The 19,989-nt window shown below is 64.6% G+C and carries 17 protein-coding genes; 13 read left to right on the top strand and 4 right to left on the bottom strand.

Translation table 11 applies throughout. The features are described from left to right. Window positions 1–27: 27 nt before the first annotated feature. Window positions 28–885 (bottom strand): formyltetrahydrofolate deformylase, encoded by an 858-nt coding sequence (gene purU, locus L0D16_RS06325; RefSeq protein WP_243030678.1) that lies wholly within the window; start codon window positions 883–885, stop codon window positions 28–30. An 18-nt stretch (window positions 886–903) separates the two neighbouring features. Between purU and rraA the strand changes: the two genes are divergently transcribed. Continuing rightward, window positions 904–1,398: a ribonuclease E activity regulator RraA gene (gene rraA, locus L0D16_RS06320; protein ID WP_243030677.1), complete on the top strand. Its 495-nt coding sequence runs from the start codon at window positions 904–906 to the stop codon at window positions 1,396–1,398. Here rraA and mutL read toward each other — a convergent pair. Continuing rightward, window positions 1,292–2,911: a DNA mismatch repair endonuclease MutL gene (gene mutL / locus L0D16_RS06315; RefSeq protein ID WP_243030675.1), complete on the bottom strand. Its 1,620-nt coding sequence runs from the start codon at window positions 2,909–2,911 to the stop codon at window positions 1,292–1,294. The two genes, rraA and mutL, sit on opposite strands and share 107 nt — an antisense overlap. Next, window positions 2,908–5,334: a DNA mismatch repair protein MutS gene (gene mutS, locus L0D16_RS06310; protein ID WP_423247862.1), complete on the bottom strand. Its 2,427-nt coding sequence runs from the start codon at window positions 5,332–5,334 to the stop codon at window positions 2,908–2,910. Before mutS ends, mutL begins: the two co-directional genes overlap by 4 nt. A gap of 157 nt (window positions 5,335–5,491) precedes the next feature. Here mutS and L0D16_RS06305 point away from each other — a divergent pair, with 157 nt between their 5' ends. The 3 genes from L0D16_RS06305 (at window position 5,492) to L0D16_RS06295 (ending at window position 7,925) form a co-directional block, all read left to right on the top strand. Next, complete coding sequence (locus tag L0D16_RS06305; RefSeq protein ID WP_243030673.1) at window positions 5,492–6,715, top strand: sulfite oxidase; 1,224 nt, start codon at window positions 5,492–5,494, stop codon at window positions 6,713–6,715. Window positions 6,716–6,783: 68 nt separating this feature from the next. Further along, window positions 6,784–7,488 carry a c-type cytochrome gene (locus L0D16_RS06300; RefSeq protein WP_243030672.1) on the top strand — a complete coding sequence of 235 codons (705 nt, stop codon included), beginning with the start codon at window positions 6,784–6,786 and terminating at the stop codon, window positions 7,486–7,488. After that, complete coding sequence (locus L0D16_RS06295; RefSeq protein WP_243030671.1) at window positions 7,485–7,925, top strand: MOSC domain-containing protein; 441 nt, start codon at window positions 7,485–7,487, stop codon at window positions 7,923–7,925. The genes L0D16_RS06300 and L0D16_RS06295 overlap by 4 nt, the downstream gene beginning before the upstream one ends. 61 nt (window positions 7,926–7,986) lie before the next feature. Here L0D16_RS06295 and L0D16_RS06290 read toward each other — a convergent pair whose 3' ends face one another. Next, window positions 7,987–9,639: a bifunctional metallophosphatase/5'-nucleotidase gene (locus L0D16_RS06290; protein WP_243030669.1), complete on the bottom strand. Its 1,653-nt coding sequence runs from the start codon at window positions 9,637–9,639 to the stop codon at window positions 7,987–7,989. Between the two features lie 186 nt (window positions 9,640–9,825). Between L0D16_RS06290 and glnA the strand changes: the two genes are divergently transcribed. From glnA to L0D16_RS06245, 9 genes are all read left to right on the top strand, one after another. Then, window positions 9,826–11,166 carry a type I glutamate--ammonia ligase gene (gene glnA / locus L0D16_RS06285; protein ID WP_243030667.1) on the top strand — a complete coding sequence of 447 codons (1,341 nt, stop codon included), beginning with the start codon at window positions 9,826–9,828 and terminating at the stop codon, window positions 11,164–11,166. Window positions 11,167–11,312: 146 nt separating this feature from the next. Further along, a complete protein-coding gene (locus tag L0D16_RS06280) occupies window positions 11,313–12,485 on the top strand; it encodes a branched-chain amino acid ABC transporter substrate-binding protein (protein WP_243030666.1) in 1,173 nt (390 codons plus the stop codon). A 65-nt stretch (window positions 12,486–12,550) separates the two neighbouring features. After that, on the top strand, window positions 12,551–13,519 hold the full coding sequence (locus tag L0D16_RS06275; RefSeq protein WP_243030664.1) for a branched-chain amino acid ABC transporter permease: 969 nt from the start codon (window positions 12,551–12,553) through the stop codon (window positions 13,517–13,519). Continuing rightward, a complete protein-coding gene (locus L0D16_RS06270) occupies window positions 13,516–14,844 on the top strand; it encodes a branched-chain amino acid ABC transporter permease (RefSeq protein ID WP_243030663.1) in 1,329 nt (442 codons plus the stop codon). The genes L0D16_RS06275 and L0D16_RS06270 overlap by 4 nt, the downstream gene beginning before the upstream one ends. Further along, window positions 14,841–15,620, top strand: coding sequence for an ABC transporter ATP-binding protein (locus tag L0D16_RS06265; RefSeq protein WP_243030662.1), 780 nt, complete (start codon window positions 14,841–14,843; stop codon window positions 15,618–15,620). Before L0D16_RS06270 ends, L0D16_RS06265 begins: the two co-directional genes overlap by 4 nt. After that, on the top strand, window positions 15,617–16,330 hold the full coding sequence (locus L0D16_RS06260) for an ABC transporter ATP-binding protein (protein WP_243030661.1): 714 nt from the start codon (window positions 15,617–15,619) through the stop codon (window positions 16,328–16,330). Before L0D16_RS06265 ends, L0D16_RS06260 begins: the two co-directional genes overlap by 4 nt. A gap of 129 nt (window positions 16,331–16,459) precedes the next feature. Further along, window positions 16,460–17,965 (top strand): glutathione ABC transporter substrate-binding protein, encoded by a 1,506-nt coding sequence (locus tag L0D16_RS06255; protein ID WP_243030659.1) that lies wholly within the window; start codon window positions 16,460–16,462, stop codon window positions 17,963–17,965. 54 nt (window positions 17,966–18,019) lie between these two features. Further along, window positions 18,020–18,940, top strand: coding sequence for a nickel ABC transporter permease (gene nikB / locus L0D16_RS06250; protein WP_243030657.1), 921 nt, complete (start codon window positions 18,020–18,022; stop codon window positions 18,938–18,940). Next, the gene (locus L0D16_RS06245; RefSeq protein ID WP_243030655.1) at window positions 18,933–19,952 is read left to right on the top strand and encodes an ABC transporter permease; all 1,020 of its coding nucleotides are present in this window, start codon (window positions 18,933–18,935) and stop codon (window positions 19,950–19,952) included. The genes nikB and L0D16_RS06245 overlap by 8 nt, the downstream gene beginning before the upstream one ends. Window positions 19,953–19,989: the final 37 nt, after the last annotated feature.

Here is a 19,989-nt window from a genome sequence, read left to right as displayed (position 1 = left end):
CCTTACGCCTTTGCGGTTAGGCCCAGATTAGACGAAGACCACGGTTTTGTTGCCGTGGACCAGGATGCGGTCTTCCAGGTGCCAGCGCACCGCCCGGGCCAAGACCGTGCGTTCCAGCTCCTGTCCCAGCCGGCGCATCTCCGCCACCGTGTGGCGGTGGGATACCCGCACCACGTCCTGCTCAATGATGGGCCCTTGATCCAGCTCCTCGGTGACGTAGTGGGCCGTGGCCCCGATGAGCTTAACCCCCCGCTCATGGGCCTGGCGGTAGGGGTCGGCCCCGGCAAAGGCCGGCAGGAAGGAATGGTGGATGTTGATGATGCCCATGGGGTAGCGGGCCACAAACCGGGGGGAGAGGATCTGCATGTAGCGGGCCAGGACCACAAGCTCTACCCCTTCCTCCTCTAGGAGGGCCAGGATCCTCTCCTCGGCTTCCTCCTTCTGCCCCTTTTCCACGGGCACATGGTGGTAAGGGATACCGAAGCGCTCCACCTCCTCCTGGTGATGGGGATGGTTGGAGACCACCATCCGGAGGTCCATGGAAAGCTCCCCTACCCGGTAGCGCCAAAGGAGTTCCAAAAGGGCGTGGGCGGGCCGGGAAACCAAGATGGCCACCCGTTTCCTTTCCGAAGCGTAGGCCAAGCGCCACTCCATCTGAAAGCGGCTGGCCACCACGTCCTGGAAGGCCCGCTCCAAAGCGGGGCGGGAGAGGTCCAGGTGGGGGGTGGTGAAGGCCAGGCGCATGAAGAAGGTGCCGCCTTCCGGGTCGGTGGAATACTGCTGCAGATCCGTGATGTTGGCCCCGTGGGCGTAGAGGAACCCGGACACGGCAGCCACGATGCCGGGCCGGTCCGGGCAGGTGATGAGGAGCCGCGCCTCTTCCATAGGGGCTACTATATCCCCATGGACTGGCGGACCACCGACCTTGCGGACGCCCACCTCGAGGCGGAAACCCTGCCCATGGTCTTCAAGAGCTTTGGCGGAAGGGCCCGCTTTCAAGGGCGGGTACGCACCCTCAAGGTGTTCCAGGACAACGCCTTGGTGCGCAGGATGTTGGCGGAGGAAGGAGCCGGCCAGGTGCTGGTGGTGGATGGGGGAGGCTCCTTGAAAACCGCCCTTTTGGGCGGCAACCTGGCCCGGCTAGCCTGGCAAAGGGGTTGGGCCGGGGTGGTGGTGCACGGGGCGGTGCGGGATGTGGAGGAGCTCCGGGAGGTGCCCCTGGGCATCCTGGCCCTGGCGGCCACCCCCAGGAAAAGCGCCAAGGAGGGGCTGGGAGAAGTGGATATACCCCTTAGCCTCCCTTGGGCCACGGTTTTTCCGGGAAGCTTTCTTCTAGCAGACGAGGACGGGATCCTTCTCCTGCCCTCGCCCCCTGGCGGCGGCCAAAGCGCCGGATGAGGTCCTCCTCCCTAAGGGCCAAAAGGGTGGGGCGGCCATGGGGGCAGACCCAGGGGGTTTCGCACCCTAAGAGGGCGTCCAAAAGGGCCTGGCCCTCCGCCTGGGATAGGGGATGCCCCGCCTTCACTGCCGGCAGGCAGGCCAAGCGGGCTAAGAGTTCCCTTAGGCTCCTCCCCTCCCCCCCCAAGACCTCCTTGAAGGCCTCGGCCAGGAGAAGGGGGTAGGGGTGGAGGAAGGAAGGAGCCATAAGGAGCCGCACCCTCCCAGGACCAAAGGCCTGAAAGGCAAAGAAAGCCATCAAGGCCTCCCCTCTTTCCTCTAAAAGGGCCTCCTCGGCTGGGGAAAGCTCCACCAGCACCGGGTAGGGAAGCTCCTTTAGTCCTTCTTCCCTAAGACGCCTTTGAAACTCCTCGTAAATCACCCGCTCATGGGCGGCATGCTGGTCCACCACGTAGAGGGTATCCCCCGCCTCCGCCAGAAGGTAGCTCTCCCTAAACTGCCCCAGGTAGCGGAGGCGGGGAAGCCCTGAGGGCGTGGGCGGACTCAGGGGCCCCAGGGGCCTGGGCTCGGGAAGGCTTCGGGCCAGGTTTTGGCTTTGGAAGGCCTGGCGCAGGCTTTCCTCCAAGAAGGCCTCCACCTCCTGGGAAACCTCCACCTCCTCCTTCCGGGCATCCAACCGCAGGCGGAAGGCCCCTAGGGGCAGGGTGAGGTTCAAGACCCCCACGGGGAAATGCCCCTCCGGCAAAAGCTCCCGGTAGGCCCGGCGCACCACCTTCAGGAGCCTTTGGGGCCAGGCCACAGGGCGGCCGTTGATGGCAAGAAAGAGAAGGTCGGGCCGGGTGCGGGAGGCCTGGGGCCCGGAAAGAAGCCCTTCCAGACGAAGGCTGCCAGCCTCTCCCTCCAAGTGGAGAAGCCTTTCCGCCAAAACCCGGCCAAAGGCCAGCCGGGCCGCCTCCTTAAGCCCCGCCCCGGGGAAGAGGAGCCGGGCCTCCCCCTCGGCGAAGAAGGCCAGGGAAAGCCAAGGATAGTGAAGGAGGTAGCGCCTTAAAAGCTCCCCCACCTCCTGCTCCGAGCCCCTCCCCGAAAGGCCCACCACCTCCACCCGGGTCCCCGGGGGGGCAGGCGCCTCCTTAAGCTCCACCCGGTCCCCCTGGGCCAGGAGCAGCCCCCCACCCACCTGGAGGCGGGGCCGGGAACGGATGCGCAGGAGGGCCGCCTGCCTTAGGGCATAAAGGGCCTGGCCGCGGAAGCCCAAGGTGGTGATCCTCTCCGGGTCCTTGAGCTTGCTGGTGGCAAAGGGCTCCACCGCCAGGGGAAGCTCGGCGAAGGGAATGCCCTCCCCGTCATCCTCCACCACGATCCTTTCCCCTCCGCCAAAAAGCTCCACCCGCACCCTTCTGGCCCCTGCGTCCAGGGCGTTTTCCAAGAGTTCCCGCACCGCATCCCTAAGGGAAAAGACCACCTCGCCCCAGGCCAGAAGCCCCCGGAGCTCCTCGGGAAGGATGCGGATCACCCCTTCATGGTATCCAAAGGGGTGCCTAGGGCCAAGGCCTTTAGCTCATGGAGAAGGCGGAGGGCCTCGAGGGGGGTGAGGCTATTGGGGTCCAGGGCCAAAAGCCTTTCCAACACCGCCTCGGCCACCCCCTCCCTCCGGGCGGCCATGGCCAGGAGGAGGGCCTTGGCCCTTTCCACCACCTCCCAAGGGAGCCCCGCCATGCGGGCCACCTCCACCCCGTAGCTCTTGGAGGCGGGGCCGGGGAGGACCTGGTGGTAAAAGACCAAGCCCCCTTCCTCCTCCTTGGCGGCCACGTGCAGGTTCTTCAGCCGGGGCAGGGGCAGGGCGGTGAGCTCAAAGTAATGGGTGGCGAAAAGGGTGTAGCAGCGCCTTGCGTGCAGGGCCTCGGCCACGGCGGTGGCGATGGCCACCCCGTCCAAGGAACTCGTCCCCCTCCCCACCTCGTCCAGGAGGACCAGGCTGTTTTCCGTAGCCTCCTTTAGGATTAAGGCCACCTCCTCCATCTCCACCATGAAGGTGCTCCGGCCTCCCGCCAGGTCGTCGGAGGCCCCGATGCGGGTGAGGATGCGGTCAAAGAGGGGAAGGGTGGCCTCCTCTGCGGGCACAAAGCTGCCGATCTGGGCCAGAAGGGCGATGAGGGCCGTCTGGCGCAGGTAGGTGCTCTTCCCCGCCATGTTGGGCCCGGTGACCAGGACCAGCTCGTGGGCCATCTCCAGGTCGTTGGGAACAAAGCCCGTGCGCCTTTCCACCACCGGGTGCCGCCCCCCCCGGATGCGCAGATGCTCCGCAAAACGGGGCCGGGTGTAGCCCTGGCGCACCGCCACCTCCGCCAAGGCGGCGTAGACGTCCAGCTCCGCCAGGACCCGGGCCGCTTCCCTGAGGGCCTCGGCCTCCCCCTTGGCCTTTTCCCTAAGCTCCAGAAAGGCTTCCTCCTCCCGGCGGCGGATCTGGGCCTCGAGGCGGTAAAGCTCCCTTTCCCGCTCCTTGATCTCCGGCAGGGTGTAGCGCTGCCGGTCCTTGAGGGTCTGGATGGCCTTGTACTCGGGGGGAACCCGTTCGTAATAGGGCCGGGTCACCTCCAGGTAGTATCCGAAGACCGCGTTGTACCCCACCTTAAGGGTGGGAACACCGGTTCTCGCCTTCTCCCTCTCCTCCAGCTCCAGAAAATAGGCCACCCCCTCCCGCTGAGCCTGGCGCAGAGCGTCCAGGTGGGGGTCATAGCCCTCGCGGATAAGCCCCCCCTCGGAAAGCTTTAGGGGAGGATCCTCCACCAACGCGGCCTTGAGCTCCTCCAGAAGGGGCGTCAGGTCCGGCAAGACCACCTCCTCCCCAAGAAGGGCGGCGATCTCCGGAAGGATCTCCAGGCTGCGCCGCAAAGACCCCAGGTCCCGGGGGCTTGCCCGCCCCAGCTCCAGCCGGGTGGCGAGCCGCTCCAGGTCCGCCATGCGGAAGAGGAGCCTCCTTATCCCTTCCCGCAAGGCCCCTTCCCGCACGAACCGCTCCACCCGGTCCAGGCGGGCCTCTATGGCCCCCCTCTCCACCAAGGGGTGGCGCAACCAGCTGTGGAGAAGCCTGCGGCCAAAGGCGGTGCGGGTCTCGTCCAACACGCCAAAAAGGGTGTCCTGCCCCCGGATGGGCTCAAAGACCTCGAGGGCCCTTAAGGTAGCCTCCGGCAAGCGCATGAAGGCCCCAGGGTCATAGAGGCGAAAGGGCCTGGGGGAGAACCCTTCCCCTTGTGTCCAGCGGGCGTACCAAAGGAGCGCCCCCTGGACCCGGCGCAGGGCCAAGGGCCCCTCGCCCACGGGATCGAAGGGGGCCTCCGAGAGCATCACCGGAAAACGCTTCTGAAACTCCTCCACAAACGCCCCGTTCTCCCGTAACTCCGGCGCCAAAAGCACCTCCGCGGGCCGGTGGCGAAAGAGCTCGTCGTAGAGGGCGCTTTTGCTCTTAAGAACCGTCCCCTTAAACTCCCCCGTGGACACGTCCAAAAAGGCCACCCCAAACCCGTCCCCTGTGGCCACGGCCGCCAGGTAGTTGGCCTCCTTAGGCAGAAGGGCCTCCTGCACCAAGGTGCCCGGGGTGAGGAGCTGGGTCACCTCCCGCCTTACCAGGCCCTCCGCCTCCTCCGCGGGCTCCACCTGGTCGGCCACGGCTAGGCGGAAACCCATCCTAAGGAGCCTTTCCGCATACGCGTCAAAGGCCCGGATGGGAATCCCCGCCATGGGGGTGGTGAAGTCCTTGCTGGACTTGTGGGTCAGGGCCAGGCCCAAGGCCCGGGCCAGCCTTTCGGCATCCTCTCCGAAGCACTCGTAGAAATCCCCCACCTGGAAGAGGAGGAGGTATTCGGGGTACCGGTCCCTTAGCTCCACATATTGTTGGAGAAGGGGGGGAAGGGGGCCTGGACCCTCGCCCTTCAGCATAACCCTCATCATAAGCTTCCTATACCCCGGTACATACCTTTTCCCCTCGTCCCATGCCCAAGGGCTAAACGGCAGCCTACCCTAACTTGACATCGGTAGGGTGTGCTGGTTAGCATAAAAATCCAAGGGACAAAAGTCCTAAAGGGGAGGTCAGGTTATGCAGAACCTTAACCGGCGCACCACTTTGAAGCTCATGGGTATGGGCGCAGCCCTTTTGGCTGCAGGCGGGCGTGGCTGGGCCCAACAAGCCCCCACCGCGGACCAACTGGTTAAGGGGAAACACCCCAAGCTCATCGTCCTTTCCCAGCGCCCGGTGGTCATGGAAACCCCTTATGACCTCTTGGTCAGCCAACCGGAAAAGACGCCCAAGGAGATCCTTTTCATCCGCAACAACGTGGACCTTCCCGGTTATAACACGGTGGAGGGGGCCAGCGCCCAGGGCTGGAAGGTGGAGATAGGGGGGCTGGTGGACAAACCCTTCAGCTTTGAGGTGAGCGAGCTCTTCGCCCTACCCCAGGCCGAGGTCACCATGGTCCTCCAGTGCTCGGGCAACGGGCGCACCCTCTATGACCCCCGCCCCTCCGGCAACCCCTGGCAACGGGGTGGGGTGGGCAACGTCACCTTCCGCGGCGTGCGCCTAAAGGATTTCCTGGCGGCCAAAGGGGTGAAGCCAAGCGAGAAGGCCCTCTTCATCACCGCCCACGCCAGCCGCCAAGGCAATGCCCCCGAGTTCGTGCGCAGCGTGCCCATCCACGCCCTGGAACACGCCCTCCTGGCCCTCTCCATGAATGGGGAACCCCTGCCGGCGGTGCACGGAGGGCCCGTGCGCCTGGTCTTCCCGGGCTACTTTGGCGTGAACAATGTGAAGTGGGTGGAGAAGATCGAGTTCACCGAGGGGGAGAACACCACCGCCGAGCAGGTGCCCCGCTACCGGGTGCCCGTAATCCCCAACACCCACCTCCCCTTCCTGCCCCAGGAACCCGGCCAGCGCTACCCCTACAATCTCCAAAACTCCCGTCCCAACTGGCTGGTCACCCTGAATAGCCTCATCTTTGCCCCCCTCGAGGGCCAGACGGTGGAAGGCCCTTACGTGCGGGTGGAGGGGGTGGCCTTCAACGACGGGATTGTCCCCATCGTGAGCGTGGAGGTTTCCACCAACGGAGGGCGCACCTGGCACCAGGCGCAGCTGGCCACCCAGGGGAAAACCTTTGCCTGGGTCCGCTGGCGGGCCACCCTCTACCTGCGCCCTGGGCAGCACGAGATCATGGCCCGGGCTTGGGACGCCGCCGGCCGCAGCCAGCCCCTGGATGGCAACATCGCCTGGAACGAGCGGGGCTACGAGTATAGCGGTGTGATGCGGGTGAAGTTCACCGTGGCCTGATATGCCTTGGCCCCTGGCCTCTGGCCAGGGGCTCTTTAGGCCTGGAAGATGTACCCACCGGGGGTAATATGCGAAGGCTAGAAAAGGGCTTTCTTCCTTGGATGGCATTGGCCTTAGGGCTTTTGGGCTACCTGGCGTTTGGGCAGTACACCCTACCGGAAGGACCGGGGAAGGACCTGGTTCTGGGCAAATGCCAAACCTGCCACGACATCGGTTTCGTTGCCCGGGAAAGGCTTTCCCGGGACCGCTGGGACGGGATCATAGACGAGATGGTGCTCCGGGGCCTAAAGCTCACCTCCGAAGAGAGGGGCGCCATCCTGGACTACCTGGCCACCTACCTGGGCACCGAACCCCCACCGGCTCCGCCCCAGGTCCAAGCCTCCCCTGCCCCCAAGACCGGGGCCCAGGTCTACACCAACTGCGCTGGGTGCCACGGACCCCAAGGGGAGGGCAATCCACCCAACTTCCCTCCCCTCAAGGGGCACGTGGCGAGCCTCCTAGGGGCGGAGGGGGGCCGAAGCTACCTTCTTCTAGCCGTACTGTACGGGGTGCAAGGGACCATCCGCATAGGGGGCAAGGAGTATGGCGGCCTTATGCCGGGGTTTAGCTGGCTTTCCGACGAGGAGATTGCCCTGGTGCTGAACCACCTGGCGGAATGGGGAGCCCCCAAGGACTTCAAAGCCTACACCCCGGATGAGGTTAAGGCTGCCCGGGCCAAGGGACTCACCCCAGAAGAGGTCTTGAAACTTAGGCAAGGGCTAAAGTTGCCATGACGGGAAAGGTAATCTCCCTCCACCTGGGCCTGGGCTCGGGTTTACCCAAGCCCCAGGTGGAAAGCTTGGAGCTCCTTGCCGGTTTCGGCGCCAAAGGGGACCGGCACGCGGGCAAAGACCCCGAGCGGGCGGTGTTGGTGGCGGGGCTTCCCGCCTACGAGAGGGCTAGGGAAGCGGGGATTGAGCTCCCCTTTGGGGCCTTAGGGGAGAACCTCCTCCTGGACCTGGATCCCCATGCCCTTCCCCCAGGTGCCCGGCTGAGGGTGGGGGAGGCCCTTTTGGCGTTCTCCTATGTGTGTACGGTCTGCTCCAGCCTTTCCCAGTTTGACCTCCGGCTCCCCAAACTCCTCTATGGGGGCCGGGGCCTCTATGCCCGGGTCCTCGAGGGGGGCTGGGTACGGGTGGGCGACCCCGTCTGGGTTCTGGTTGCCGTCTAGCTGGGACAAGGCCCTGGGGGCCCGAGGAAACCCCTCGGGCCCCGTATGGCCAGGAAAACCCTTACACCGTCACCGGAACCGCAAAGGGCCAGTAGGCCGGCCTTTCCCCCTTGGGCTCGTTTAGGACCTCAATCCGGCCCTCTATGCCCGCCTCCACCTCCTTGAGTTCCCTCAAGTAATCCATGAAGCTTTCCGCGTCGCTGAACCCCGTGTCCACCCTATAGCCTTGGGCCTCCTTGAGCACGGTGAAGCCGTCCCCACCAGCCGCGATGAAGTTGTTCACCACCACCCGGTAGGTGGCCTCGAGGTCCAGGGGCACATACCCCTTCTCCGTCTTCACCTCCACCCGCACCACCCGGTCGCCCACGGGGCGGGAGAGGTCAAAGGCGTAGCGCAGGCCGGAAACCTGGAGGAAGCGGCCTGCCGTCTGCTCCCACTGGGAAACCCCGTTCTCCAACGCCGCCTTGATCTCCTTGCCCTTTAGGTCCATCACCACCAGGGTATTGCCGAAGGGCAGGACCTCGTAGACCTTTCCCACGGTGATGGGACCCTTGGGAATGGAAGCCCGGATCCCCCCGCCGTTTTGCAGGGCGATCTGCACCCCCGCATTCCGCGTCTTCCACACCATGCCGTCGGCGATCAGGTTCCCCAGGTTGCTCTCCCGCCTCCGCACGATGGCCCTTTCCCCGATGAGGTCCACCTTGGCCTGGGCGATCACCTGCCCCATCAGGGCTAGAACGGGCTGGGCGTAGGCCAAGAGGGCCTCCTTGGCGAAGAAGTCTTCCGGGGCCACCTCGGGGGTCATGAGGAAGGGTTCCCCCTTGTAGGCCAGAACCTCCCCCTTGGCGTCAAAGGTCACCTCCAACAGGCCCACCACCTTGCCCCACTCCCAGGCCTGGACCACCAGCACGTCCTTGCCCTCAGGGTTCTTCACCACCGTGGGGTAGGGCCCCGCCGGGGCGAGCTCCTTGTGGGGGAAGCTACCCAACAGGGTGTGGGAGTGCCCGCCCACGATCACCTGCACCCCCACAAGCCTCCGGGCCAGCTTCAGGTCCTCCCCGTAGCCCAGGTGGGAAAGGACCACGATCTTGTTGACCCCCTTTTGCAAAAGCTCGTACACCGCCTTCTGGGCGGACTCATAGGGGTCCAGGAAGTCCACGGTGGGCCCGGGGTTGGCGATCTCCCGGGTAGCGGGAGTGGTGAGGCCGACCACCCCCACCTTCTCCCCCCCCACCAGGACCACGGCATAGGGGGCAAACAACCCCTTCAGCCGGGGCTCCCGCTCCACCCCCACGTTGGCGGACACCACCTTGAACCGGGCTCCCCGCAAGAACTCCGCCAAGGGGCCAGGCCCTAGGTCAAACTCGTGGTTGCCCAGGGCCATCACCCGGTAGAGGGCCCGGTGCATGAAATACCGGTCCGCCAGGCCCCGGTACTGGTTGAAATAGAGGGTACCTTGGAAGACATCCCCCGCATCCAGGAAAAGGAGGTTCTTCCGAGCCGCCCTTAGGCGGTCAAAGAAGGCGATGCGCTGGGCCACCCCCCCCACCTGCACCTTCTTGCCGGAAAGGGTAAGCTCCATGGGCTCCAGGTGGGCATGGGTGTCGTTGGTGTGCACCAGGGTGAGGGTAAACCCCCCCTGGGCCCGCCCCAGGCCCAAGCCCGCCAAGCCTAAAGCCGCTCCCGCCTTCAATACTTCACGCCGTTTATACATACCCGACCTCCAGGCCTTAGTCTACCCAAAGCCCGGTCAGGGGACGGTCAAGAACCCAAGGCCCCCACAGACTTTCGCGGTGACACCACAACCCTTGACAACATGCACAAGATGGCTGTACACTTCGCACAATCTGCTGGGGAGAAGAGCGGCAAACCCGGCCTCGGCAGGTCAAGGAGGCAAGAAATGGCTTACACCAAGGCAGAAATCCTCAAAGCGCTCAAGGCGGAGAAGGTGAAGTTCCTGAGGCTCCAGATCACCGACATCCTGGGGGTGGTCAAGAACGTGGAGGTCCCCGAGTCCCAGTTTGAGAAGGCCCTGGACGGGGAGATCATGTTTGACGGCTCCTCCATTGAGGGCTTCACCCGGATTGAGGAATCGGACATGCTCCTCAAGCCCGACTACAACACCTTCGTCATCCTGCCCGACAGCCTGGAAGACCCCGCCCGCGGCCGGGTGGCCCGGCTCATCTGCGACGTGGCCTACCCCGACGGCCGCCCCTTTGAGGGAGACCCGCGGTACGTGTTGAAGCGCCAGGTGGAACGGCTGCAAAAGCTGGGCTTTGACAACATGTATGTGGGCCCCGAGCCGGAGTTCTTCCTCTTCCTGCGCACCCCTGAGGGCCTGCCCACGGTGGAAACCCACGACCGGGCGGGCTACTTTGACCTAGCCCCCATTGACAAGGGCGAGGAAGCCCGGCGGGACATGGTGAACGTCCTGGTGGCCATGGGCTTTGAGATTGAGGCCTCCCACCACGAGGTGGCCCCCGGCCAGCACGAGATTGACTTCAAATACGGGGAGGCCCTCACCACCGCCGACAACATCGCCACCTTCAAGTGGGTGGTGAAGCGGATAGCCCTAAACCACGGCCTCCACGCCACCTTCCTGCCCAAGCCCATCAAGGGGATTAACGGCAGCGGCATGCACACCCACCTCTCCCTCTTCAAAGGTGGGGAAAACGCCTTCTATGACCCCAAGGCCGAGTACCAGCTTTCCCAGACCGCCCTCCACTTCATCGCCGGGCTTCTGGAGCACGCCGAGGGCATGGTGGCCATCACCAACCCCCTGGTGAACTCCTACAAGCGCCTCACCCCCGGGTACGAGGCCCCCACCAACATCGCCTGGTCGGCGGCCAACCGCTCGGCCATGATCCGCGTGCCCGCCCGCCGGGGCGTGGGCACCCGGGCGGAGCTCAGGATGCCCGACCCCTCCGCCAACCCCTACCTGGCCCTGGCGGTCATGGCCGCTGCCGCCATAGACGGGATGGAGCGCAAGCTCCTCCCCCCACCCCCCATCCAACGCAACATCTACCAGATGAGCGTGCGGGAGAGGCGCAAGCACAAGATCCGCGAGCTTCCCGGGACCCTAAGGGAGGCCCTCGAGGCCCTGAGGAAGGACCCCGTGATCCAGGAGGCTTTGGGGGAACACATCTACACCCACTTCCTCCAGGCCAAGCAGATGGAGTGGGACGACTACCGGGTCACGGTCCACCAGTGGGAGCTGGACCAGTACCTGGCCACGTACTAAGGGTGGGTATTAGGCCCCTCCCCCTGGGAGGGGGAGGGGCTGACCCGTGGGTCAGGCATAAACTTACGAGGGGGCATTGACAAGAACCGGTACCCCCCCCTTAGAATGGGGCCGCAACGCGAACGCGTGCTCTTGAGGAGGTGCGTATGAGGAAAATCGGCTTGCTGGTAGCAGGTGTGGCCGCCCTGGGCATGGCCCTGGGCCAGGCCAACGTCATCAAGATCGCCACCCAGTCTCCCCTTTCCGGCCCCCAGGCCGCCCTGGGCGAACAGATCAAGCTGGGGGCGGAGCTGGCCATTGAGGAGGCCAAGGCCAAGTTCAAAGCCTTGGGCTTCGACCTGGTCCTGGTCCCCTACGACGACCAGGCCAACCCCGACGTGGGCGTGGCCAACGCCAACCGCATCATCAACGATCCCGACATCCTGGGCGTGGTGGGCCACCTGAACTCCGGCGTGGCCATCCCCTCCAGCGAGGTGTACGCCCGGGTGAACCTGGTCATGGTCTCCCCCGCCAACACCAACCCCCGGGTCACGGACCGCAAGCTCCCCAACGTGAACCGTATCTGTGGGCGGGACGACGTCCAGGGTCCGGTGGGGGCGGAGTACGCCTTCAACAACCTGAAGGTGAAAAACGTCTTCATCATCCACGACAAGACCGCTTACGGCCAGGGCCTGGCAGAGGAGTTCAAGAAGCGCCTCGAGGCCCTGGGCGGCAAGGCCGTGGCCTTCGTGGGCACCGAGGAGACCTCCAACTTCGTGCCCATCATCAACCAGATCCGTGGGGCCCGGCCCGTGCCCGAGCTCATCTACTTCGGGGGCATCTACAGCCAGATTGGCCCCTTTGTGAAGCAGCTGCGCGAGCGGGGCCTCAAAACCCGGCTCATGGGCGGGGACGGGCTTGACTCCAGCGAGTTCGTGCGCCTGGCGGGTAAGGAGAACGCCGCCGGCACCTTCTACACCACGGTGGCCGGCCCCGTTTCCGCCTTCCCCAAGGCCAAGGCGGTGGCCCAGCGCTTCAAGCAGAAGTTCGGCAAGGACCTGGAGGGCTTTGGCATCTACGCCTACGACTCCGCCAACGTGATCCTGGCCGGGCTGGAAGCCGCCATCAAGGCTGCGGGCGGCAAGAAGCCCACCCGGGAGCAGGTGGCCCAGGCGGTGCGCCAGGTGAAGATGGAAGGCCTCACCGGCACCATTGAGTTTGACGACAAGGGCGACAACAAGAAGGCCAAGTACTTCATCATGCAGGTGGCCTCCACCGGCAAGTGGGACGACAACAAGCTGATCCGGGTCATTGAGATGGCCGCCCCAGGCGCCAGGTAAACGGGGATGCCAACCCAAGGGGGTGGCCTTAAGGCCACCCCCTTGGCCCGGAGAAAGGAGGCACCTTGCTGGAGCACATCCTAGCCCTACTGCCCCAGGTGATCTTTGACGGGCTCATCCTGGGCTTCGTCTACGCCATGGTGGCCTTGGGGTACACCATGGTCTACGGCGTCTTGGAACTCATCAACTTCGCCCACTCCGAGATCTTCATGATCGGGGCGGTGGTGGGGGTGGAGGTCTTCCGCTATCTGGCGCCCCACGTGGGTAACGGTTTCCTCCTGCTCCTCATAGCCGTGCTCCTGGGCGGGGTGGTGGCCGGGATCACCGCCATCTTGGTGGAACGCTTCGCCTACCGCCCCTTGCGGGCCCGGGGCACCACCAACCGCCTGGTCCCCCTCATCACCGCCATCGGGGTTTCCTTCATCCTCCAGGACCTGGTGCGCCTGGTGGAAGGCCTTTGGCACAACGAGTTCTTCCTGCGCATGCGCACCGTGGAGGACCTCGAGGGCTCCGTGGAGCTCTTCGGCGGGGCCATCTTTGCCCAGACCAAGTCCTTTATCCTCATGGGGGTGTCCATCCTCATGCTGGTGGGCCTCACCTACCTGGTGAACCGCACCAAACTGGGGGTGGCCATCCGCGCCGTGGCCCAGGACCTCCACACCGCAAGCCTCATGGGCATAGACCCGGACCGCATCATCTCCCGCACCTTTCTCATCGGAGGTTCTTTGGGCGGGGTGGCGGGGGTGCTCTTCGCCCTGCAGTACACCACCATCACCCCTTACGTGGGCTTCCTTCCCGGCATCAAGGCCTTCACCGCGGCGGTCTTAGGGGGGATTGGCAACATCCCCGGGGCCATGCTGGGCGGGCTGGTCCTGGGCCAGCTGGAAAACTTTTTTGGCACCTACCTGCCCATCCTGACGAGCGGTAACTTCGGCACGGAGTACAAGGACGTGGTGGCCTTCCTCATCCTGATCTTCATCCTCTTGGTTCGGCCCCAAGGCCTCTTGGGGCAGGTGGTCCGGGAGAAAGTATGAGCACCCTCTCCCTTCTCCTTAGCCTGGCCTATCTGGGCCTGGTCTTTCTGGCCCCAGGGGCTCTCAGCAACCTCTTTGGCCTTCTGGCCCTGGGCGCCACCGCCTTCCTTAGGCTTTCCCCCACCTGGCGCACCCTGAACCTAGCCCTCCTCACCCTGGCCTTTACCCTGGGCCTGGTGCGCTCGGGGAACACCCTGGGCCTCATCGGCCTGGTGGGGATCCTGGTGGCCCTCACCACCCTACCCCGTATCCCGGGCGGGATCCGGGTCCTCTTGGGCCTGGCCATCCTCCTCCTCAGCGTGCCCATGGCCGGCTTCGCCAACACCTTCATCTTTGAGCTGGGCATCCAGATCGGCATCTATGCGGCCATGGCCCTAGGCCTCAACGTGGTGGTGGGGATGGCGGGGCTTCTGGACCTGGGCTACGCCGCCTTCTTCGCGGTAGGGGCCTACACCTGGGCCATCTTTGGCAGCGAACAGGCCAAGAACTTCATGCAGGGCAACTTCCCCCTTCCTGGGGAGTACATGTATCTGTTCATGGGGATCGCCATCGTGACCACGGCCCTGACCGGCCTTCTCATCGGCCTTCCTGCCCTTAGACTGCGCGGGGACTACCTGGCCATCGTGACCCTGGGCCTGGGGGAGGTGGTGCGGATCCTGGCCAACAACCTGGACCACCCCATCAACTTCACCAACGGACCCCAGGGCATTACCCCCGTGCAACGCCCCCCCATTGAGTGGTTCCGGGAGCTGATGGGAAGCCTGGGGGTAAGGCTGGACCAGACCACGGACTACCAGCTCTTCTTCTACCTCTTGGTCCTCCTCATGATCGGCCTGGTGGTGCTGGCCAACGTGAACCTGGCCAACTCCCGCTTTGGCCGGGCCTGGGTAGCCATCCGCGAAGACGAGGTGGCCGCCCGCTCCATGGGGATTCCCCTCTTGCCCACCAAGCTCCTGGCCTTCATGACCGGGGCCGCCTTCTCCGGGGTCATGGGGGTGATCTTCGCCGCCCAGCGCACCTTCGTCTCCCCCGAGTCCTTCACCCTTCTGGCCTCCATCACCATCCTGGGCATGGTGATCCTGGGGGGCATGGGCTCCATCCCCGGGGCCATCCTGGGGGCCGCAGCCCTCACCATCCTCAACCTGGACGTGCTCAAAACTTTTAGCGAGTTCGTGCGCACCAGCCTGCCCCAGATCCCGAGCCAGGTGGACCCCGCCAAGTACGAAAGGCTGGTCTTCGGCCTTATCCTGGTCCTGATGATGATCTTCCGTCCTCAAGGCCTCATCCCCGAGAAGCGCCACAAGGCGGAGATGGAGGAAGCATGAAGGCCCTCGAGGTCACCCAGGCCACCAAGCGCTTCGGCGGTCTGGTGGCGGTGAACAACGTGAGCCTTTCCGTAAACCAAGGGGAGATCTTCTCCGTCATCGGCCCCAACGGGGCGGGCAAGACCACCTTCTTCAACCTCCTCACCGGCATCTACCCTCCCGATGAGGGAAAGATCCTCCTCTTTGGCAAGGATGTGACCGGCCTACCCCCCGACCGCATCGCCAAGGAAGGGGTGGGGCGCACCTTCCAAAACATCCGCCTCTTCGGGGCCATGACCGTGCTGGAAAACCTCCTGGTGGGCATGCACATCCACATCCGCGTGCCCTACTTCCACGCCCTCTTCCGCACCCCCCTGGCCCGGCGGGAGGAGAGGCGGGCCGAAGAGGAGGCCAAAAGGCTTCTGGAGTACGTGGGGCTTTCCCAGCGCAAGGACGAGCTGGCCAAGAACCTGCCTTACGGGGAGCAACGCAAGCTGGAGATCGCCCGCGCCTTGGCCCTAAGGCCCAGGCTCCTCCTCCTGGACGAGCCTGCGGCGGGCATGAACCCCCGGGAAACCGAGGAGCTTCAGGCCTTCATCCAGCGCCTCCGGGAGGAGCTTGGCATCACCATCGTCCTCATTGAGCACGACATGCGCCTGGTTATGCGCATTTCCGACCGCATCGCCGTGCTGGAATACGGGTCCAAGATCGCCGAGGGCTCCCCGGAAGAGGTGCGCACCAACCCCCGGGTCATCGAGGCCTACCTGGGCAAGGGGGCCGCGGGAGGTGCCGCATGAGCCTCCTGGAACTCAAGGACGTCCATACCTACTACGGCCACATCCACGCCCTCAAAGGCATCTCCCTGAGGGTGGAAGAAGGGGAGATCGTGACCCTGATTGGTTCCAACGGAGCCGGCAAGAGCACCACCTTGCGCACCATCAGCGGCCTGGTCAAACCCCGACAGGGGGAGGTCCTCTTCCAGGGGAGACCCATCCACCGCCTCCCCGCCCACCAGATCGTGGCCCTGGGCGTGGGGCACGTGCCCGAAGGCCGCCGGATCTTCCCCCGGCTCACCGTGGAGGAGAACCTGGAGATCGGGGCCTATCTGGAAAAGGACCGCAAGGTGGTGCAAGGGCGCAAGGAGGAGGTGTTCGCCCTCTTTCCCCGGCTCTACGAGCGCCGGGGGCAGAAGGGGGGCACCCTCTCCGGCGGGGAGCAACAGATGCTGGCCATCGGCCGGGCCCTGATGCAAAACCCCCGAATCCTCCTCATGGACGAACCCTCCATGGGCCTGGCCCCGGTGCTGGTGGACTTCATCTTTGAGATCATCCAAAGGCTCAACCGGGAAGGGCGTACCATCTTGTTGGTGGAGCAAAACGCCCGCCTGGCCTTGCAGATCGCCCACCGGGGCTATGTTTTGGCCACCGGGGAGATCACCCTGGAAGGCCCGGCCCGCGACCTGGCCCAGAATCCTGAGGTGCAGAAGGCCTACCTGGGGGAGGGATAAGGGAAAGGGGTGTAGGGGGCAGAGGATCCCTGGCCCCTTTTCAGGTATACCCTGGGCTTGCGCCAACCAGCCCAGGGGAATATACTCCTTGTGGTCTTAGGGCAAATAGCCCTCGGAAAGGAGGCCTTTATGAGAAAAAGCCTTTTGGCTTTAGCTTTGCTGGCGTTAACGGGCGCCTTAGCCCAGCGCCTGGTGGTAGCCCAAGGTACCGACCCCATCACCCTTGATGCTCCCTTGGCCCAGGACTCCCCCTCGGCCACAGTGGTTACCCACATCAGCGAAACCCTCTTCGAGCTCACCCCGGAGGGGCGGATCGTACCCCTTTTGGCCGAAGGGCACAGCTTTTCTGATGGAGGGCGTACCCTGGTTATCCGCCTCAAACGGGGCATAACCTTCCACGACGGCACCCCCTTCAACGCGGAAGCGGTGAAGTTCAACCTGGAGCGCTTCATCTCCCGGGAGTTGGCGAGCCCCTTTGCCTTTCTCCTCTCCGAGTTGGAGCGGGTGGAGGTGGTGGACTCCCACACCGTGCGCCTCCGCCTTAAAAACCCCTTTGCTCCCATCCTGGCCCACCTGACCCATAGCTCTACCGCCATCCAGAGCCCCACCGCCATCCAGCGCCTCGGAGCCCAGTACCGGGATAACCCCGTGGGCACCGGGCCCTACCGCTTCCAGGCCTGGCAAAAGGGACAGTTCGTGGACCTGGTGCGCAACGAGGCCTACTGGGGCGAGAAACCTCCCATCCCCCAAGTGCGCTTTATCCCCGTCCCTGAAGGCACTACCCGGGTGGCCTTGGTGGAGACGGGCCAAGCCCATGTGGCCGTGCGCATCCCCCCCCAGGATATTGCCCGCCTCCAGGCCAACCGGGCCATCGAAGTGGTGCGCACCCCTAGCCTCCGCACCATCTACATTTACTTCAACACCCAGCGCCCCCCCTTCAACGATGCCAGGGTACGCCAAGCCCTGAACCATGCGGTGAACAAGGAAGAGATCCTCCAGTTCGTCCTGGGTGGAATCGGTCGTATATCCGACGCTCCCATTGCCCCCGGAATCTTCGGTTACAGCCCCGTTGGCCGATACGAGTACAACCCCCAACGGGCCCAGGAACTCCTGCGCCAAGCTGGCGTGGCCACGCCCCTTAGGATTACCCTTCACTGCCCCACGGGCCGCTACTTCCAGGACATCCAGGTGTGCGAGGCCATTCAGGGCCAGCTTAGGCGGATAGGGGTGGAAGCCTCCATCCAGACCCTGGAGTGGGGAGCCTACCTCCAGGAAACCCAGCGCCCGCTGAAGGAAAACCGAATCCAAATGGCCATGCTGGGGTGGGGAACGGTCACGGGAGACGCGGACTACGGCCTCTACCCCCTCTTCCATTCCAGCCAATGGGCCCCCGGTTTCAACCGGGCCTTCTACCGCAACCCGCAGGTGGATCAGCTGCTGGCCCAGGCACGCATCTCCACCCTGCCCCAAGGCCGGCAGCAGCTCTACCGGGAGGCCATGACCCGGATCTGGCAGGACGCCCCCTGGCTCTTCCTTCACTCCGAGGTCCAGGTTACGGCCATCCGCCAGGAGGTCCAGGGCTTCCTCGTCCACCCCACAGAGCGTTACCTAGCGTACAAAGCCAGATTCCGCTAAAGGAGCCTTACCTACCCCCGTGGGGTTCTCCCCACGGGGCCTTATTGAGGCAAGATGCTAGCCTACGCCTTAAGGCGCCTTCTCATCGCTGTACCTACCCTGTTCGGGGTCGTGCTCCTGGTCTTCCTCATGGTGCGCCTGGCCCCAGGGGACCCGGCAGTACTCCTGGCGGGGGAGTTTGCTACCCCTGAGACCCTCGAGGCCATCCGCGCCCGCTATGGCCTGGACAGGCCCCTTCCCGAACAGTTCCTCATCTACCTAGGAGCCCTCCTCCAGGGGGACCTGGGGGAGTCCGCTAGAAGCCGAAGACCCGTCCTGGAGGAGATCAAGACCTATTTCCCCAACACGGTGGAACTGGCCAGCGCCGCCATCCTTGTAGCCCTTCTCACGGGAATCCCTTTGGGAATACTGGCCGCCCTACGGCCCGGAAGCGGGCTGGACCTTGGGGTCATGGTCTTGGCCCTCATCGGGGTCTCCATGCCCGTCTTCTGGTTTGGCCTCCTTGCCATCCTCATCTTCTCCGTACAGCTTGGCTGGTTTCCCGTGGCGGGCAAGGGCACCCTGGCCCACTTGGTCCTTCCGGCCATCACCCTAGGGGTAAACGCCACCGCCTTACTAGCCCGCATGACCCGGGGCGCCCTTCTGGAAGTGCTCTCCCAAGACTATATCCGCACCGCCCGGGCCAAGGGGCTGGCTGAGCGGGTGGTTGTCTTTAAACACGCCCTGCGAAACGCCTTGATCCCTGTGGTCACCGTGGCGGGGCTGGAGTTTGGAAGCCTGCTGGCCGGAGCCGTGATCACAGAGACCATCTTCGCCTGGCCGGGCTTGGGTCAGCTGCTGGTGGGCTCCATCCTGGCCCGGGATTATCCGGTGGTGCAAGGCGCGGTCCTTCTGGTGGCCACCACCTTCATCCTGGTAAACCTCCTGGTGGACCTCCTCTACGCCTGGATCGATCCGAGGGTGCGCTATGACTAGACCTTGGCGCCGCTTTCGCCGCAACCGCTTGGCTCAAGCCGGCATGTTCCTTCTGGGCCTCTACCTTTTGGGAGCCCTCTTCGTTCCCCTCCTAGCCCCCTACTCCCCCTATACCCAGGACCTCCGCTCCACCTATGTGCCTCCCCTGGCCGGGCTGAGCCTACGGGGGCCAGGAGGGGAGTTGGGCCTCTATGTTAGCCCCGTCTTCCGGCACCCCCTGGAAGGGGTACGGGTGGACTGGGAGGAAAAGTACCCGGTTCGGCTTTGGGTGCGCGGAGAGGAGTGGCGGTGGCTGGGAATCTCCGGCAACCGGCACCTCTTCGGAGTGGATGGTCCCGTGCGCCTCTATCTCCTCGGCACAGATGAGCAAGGGCGGGACCTCCTCTCCCGCATCCTTTACGGCATCCCCATCTCCCTGACCATTGGCCTCGTGGCGGTGGGCATCGGTCTCATTTTGGGAGTCCCCTTGGGGGCTCTGTCGGCCTATTTCGGAGGGCGGGTGGACCTCTTGATCCAGCGCCTGGTGGACGTGATGCTGGCCTTTCCCGGGATCCTCTTGGCCATCGTCCTCGTGGCCATCTTGGGGCCAGGGTTAGAAAACGCCATGATCGCCGTGGGCATCGCTGCAGTTCCCATCTATGCCCGGCTGGTGCGCGGGCTGGTCCTCTCCTTAAAGGCTCTGGACTACGTGGAAGCCGCCAGGGCCCTTGGCGCCAGCCATACACGGGTTCTTCTCCGCCACATCCTCCCCAATGCCCTCGGTCCGATTCTCATTCAATCCAGTCTACAGATGGCCATTGCCATCCTCTTCGCCGCCGGATTAGGATTCTTGGGCCTAGGGGCCAGGCCACCGGAGCCCGAATGGGGGCTGATGCTAGCCCGGGGAAGGGAGTACCTGGCGGTCGCCCCTCACGTAGCCACCTTCCCAGGCCTGGCCATCGTGGGCCTGGTCCTGGCCTTTAACCTTATGGGGGACGCCCTCAGGGACGCCCTGGACCCCAGGAGCCGGTGAAGGTTAAAGGTGGGCTTAAGGAGGGGGCAAGCCCCAA

The organism is Thermus altitudinis, from assembly GCF_022760835.1.
GTDB classification, from domain to species: domain Bacteria; phylum Deinococcota; class Deinococci; order Deinococcales; family Thermaceae; genus Thermus; species Thermus altitudinis.
The sequence above is the reverse complement of the archived record's forward strand: the minus strand, read 5'-3'. Positions and strand labels throughout refer to the sequence as shown.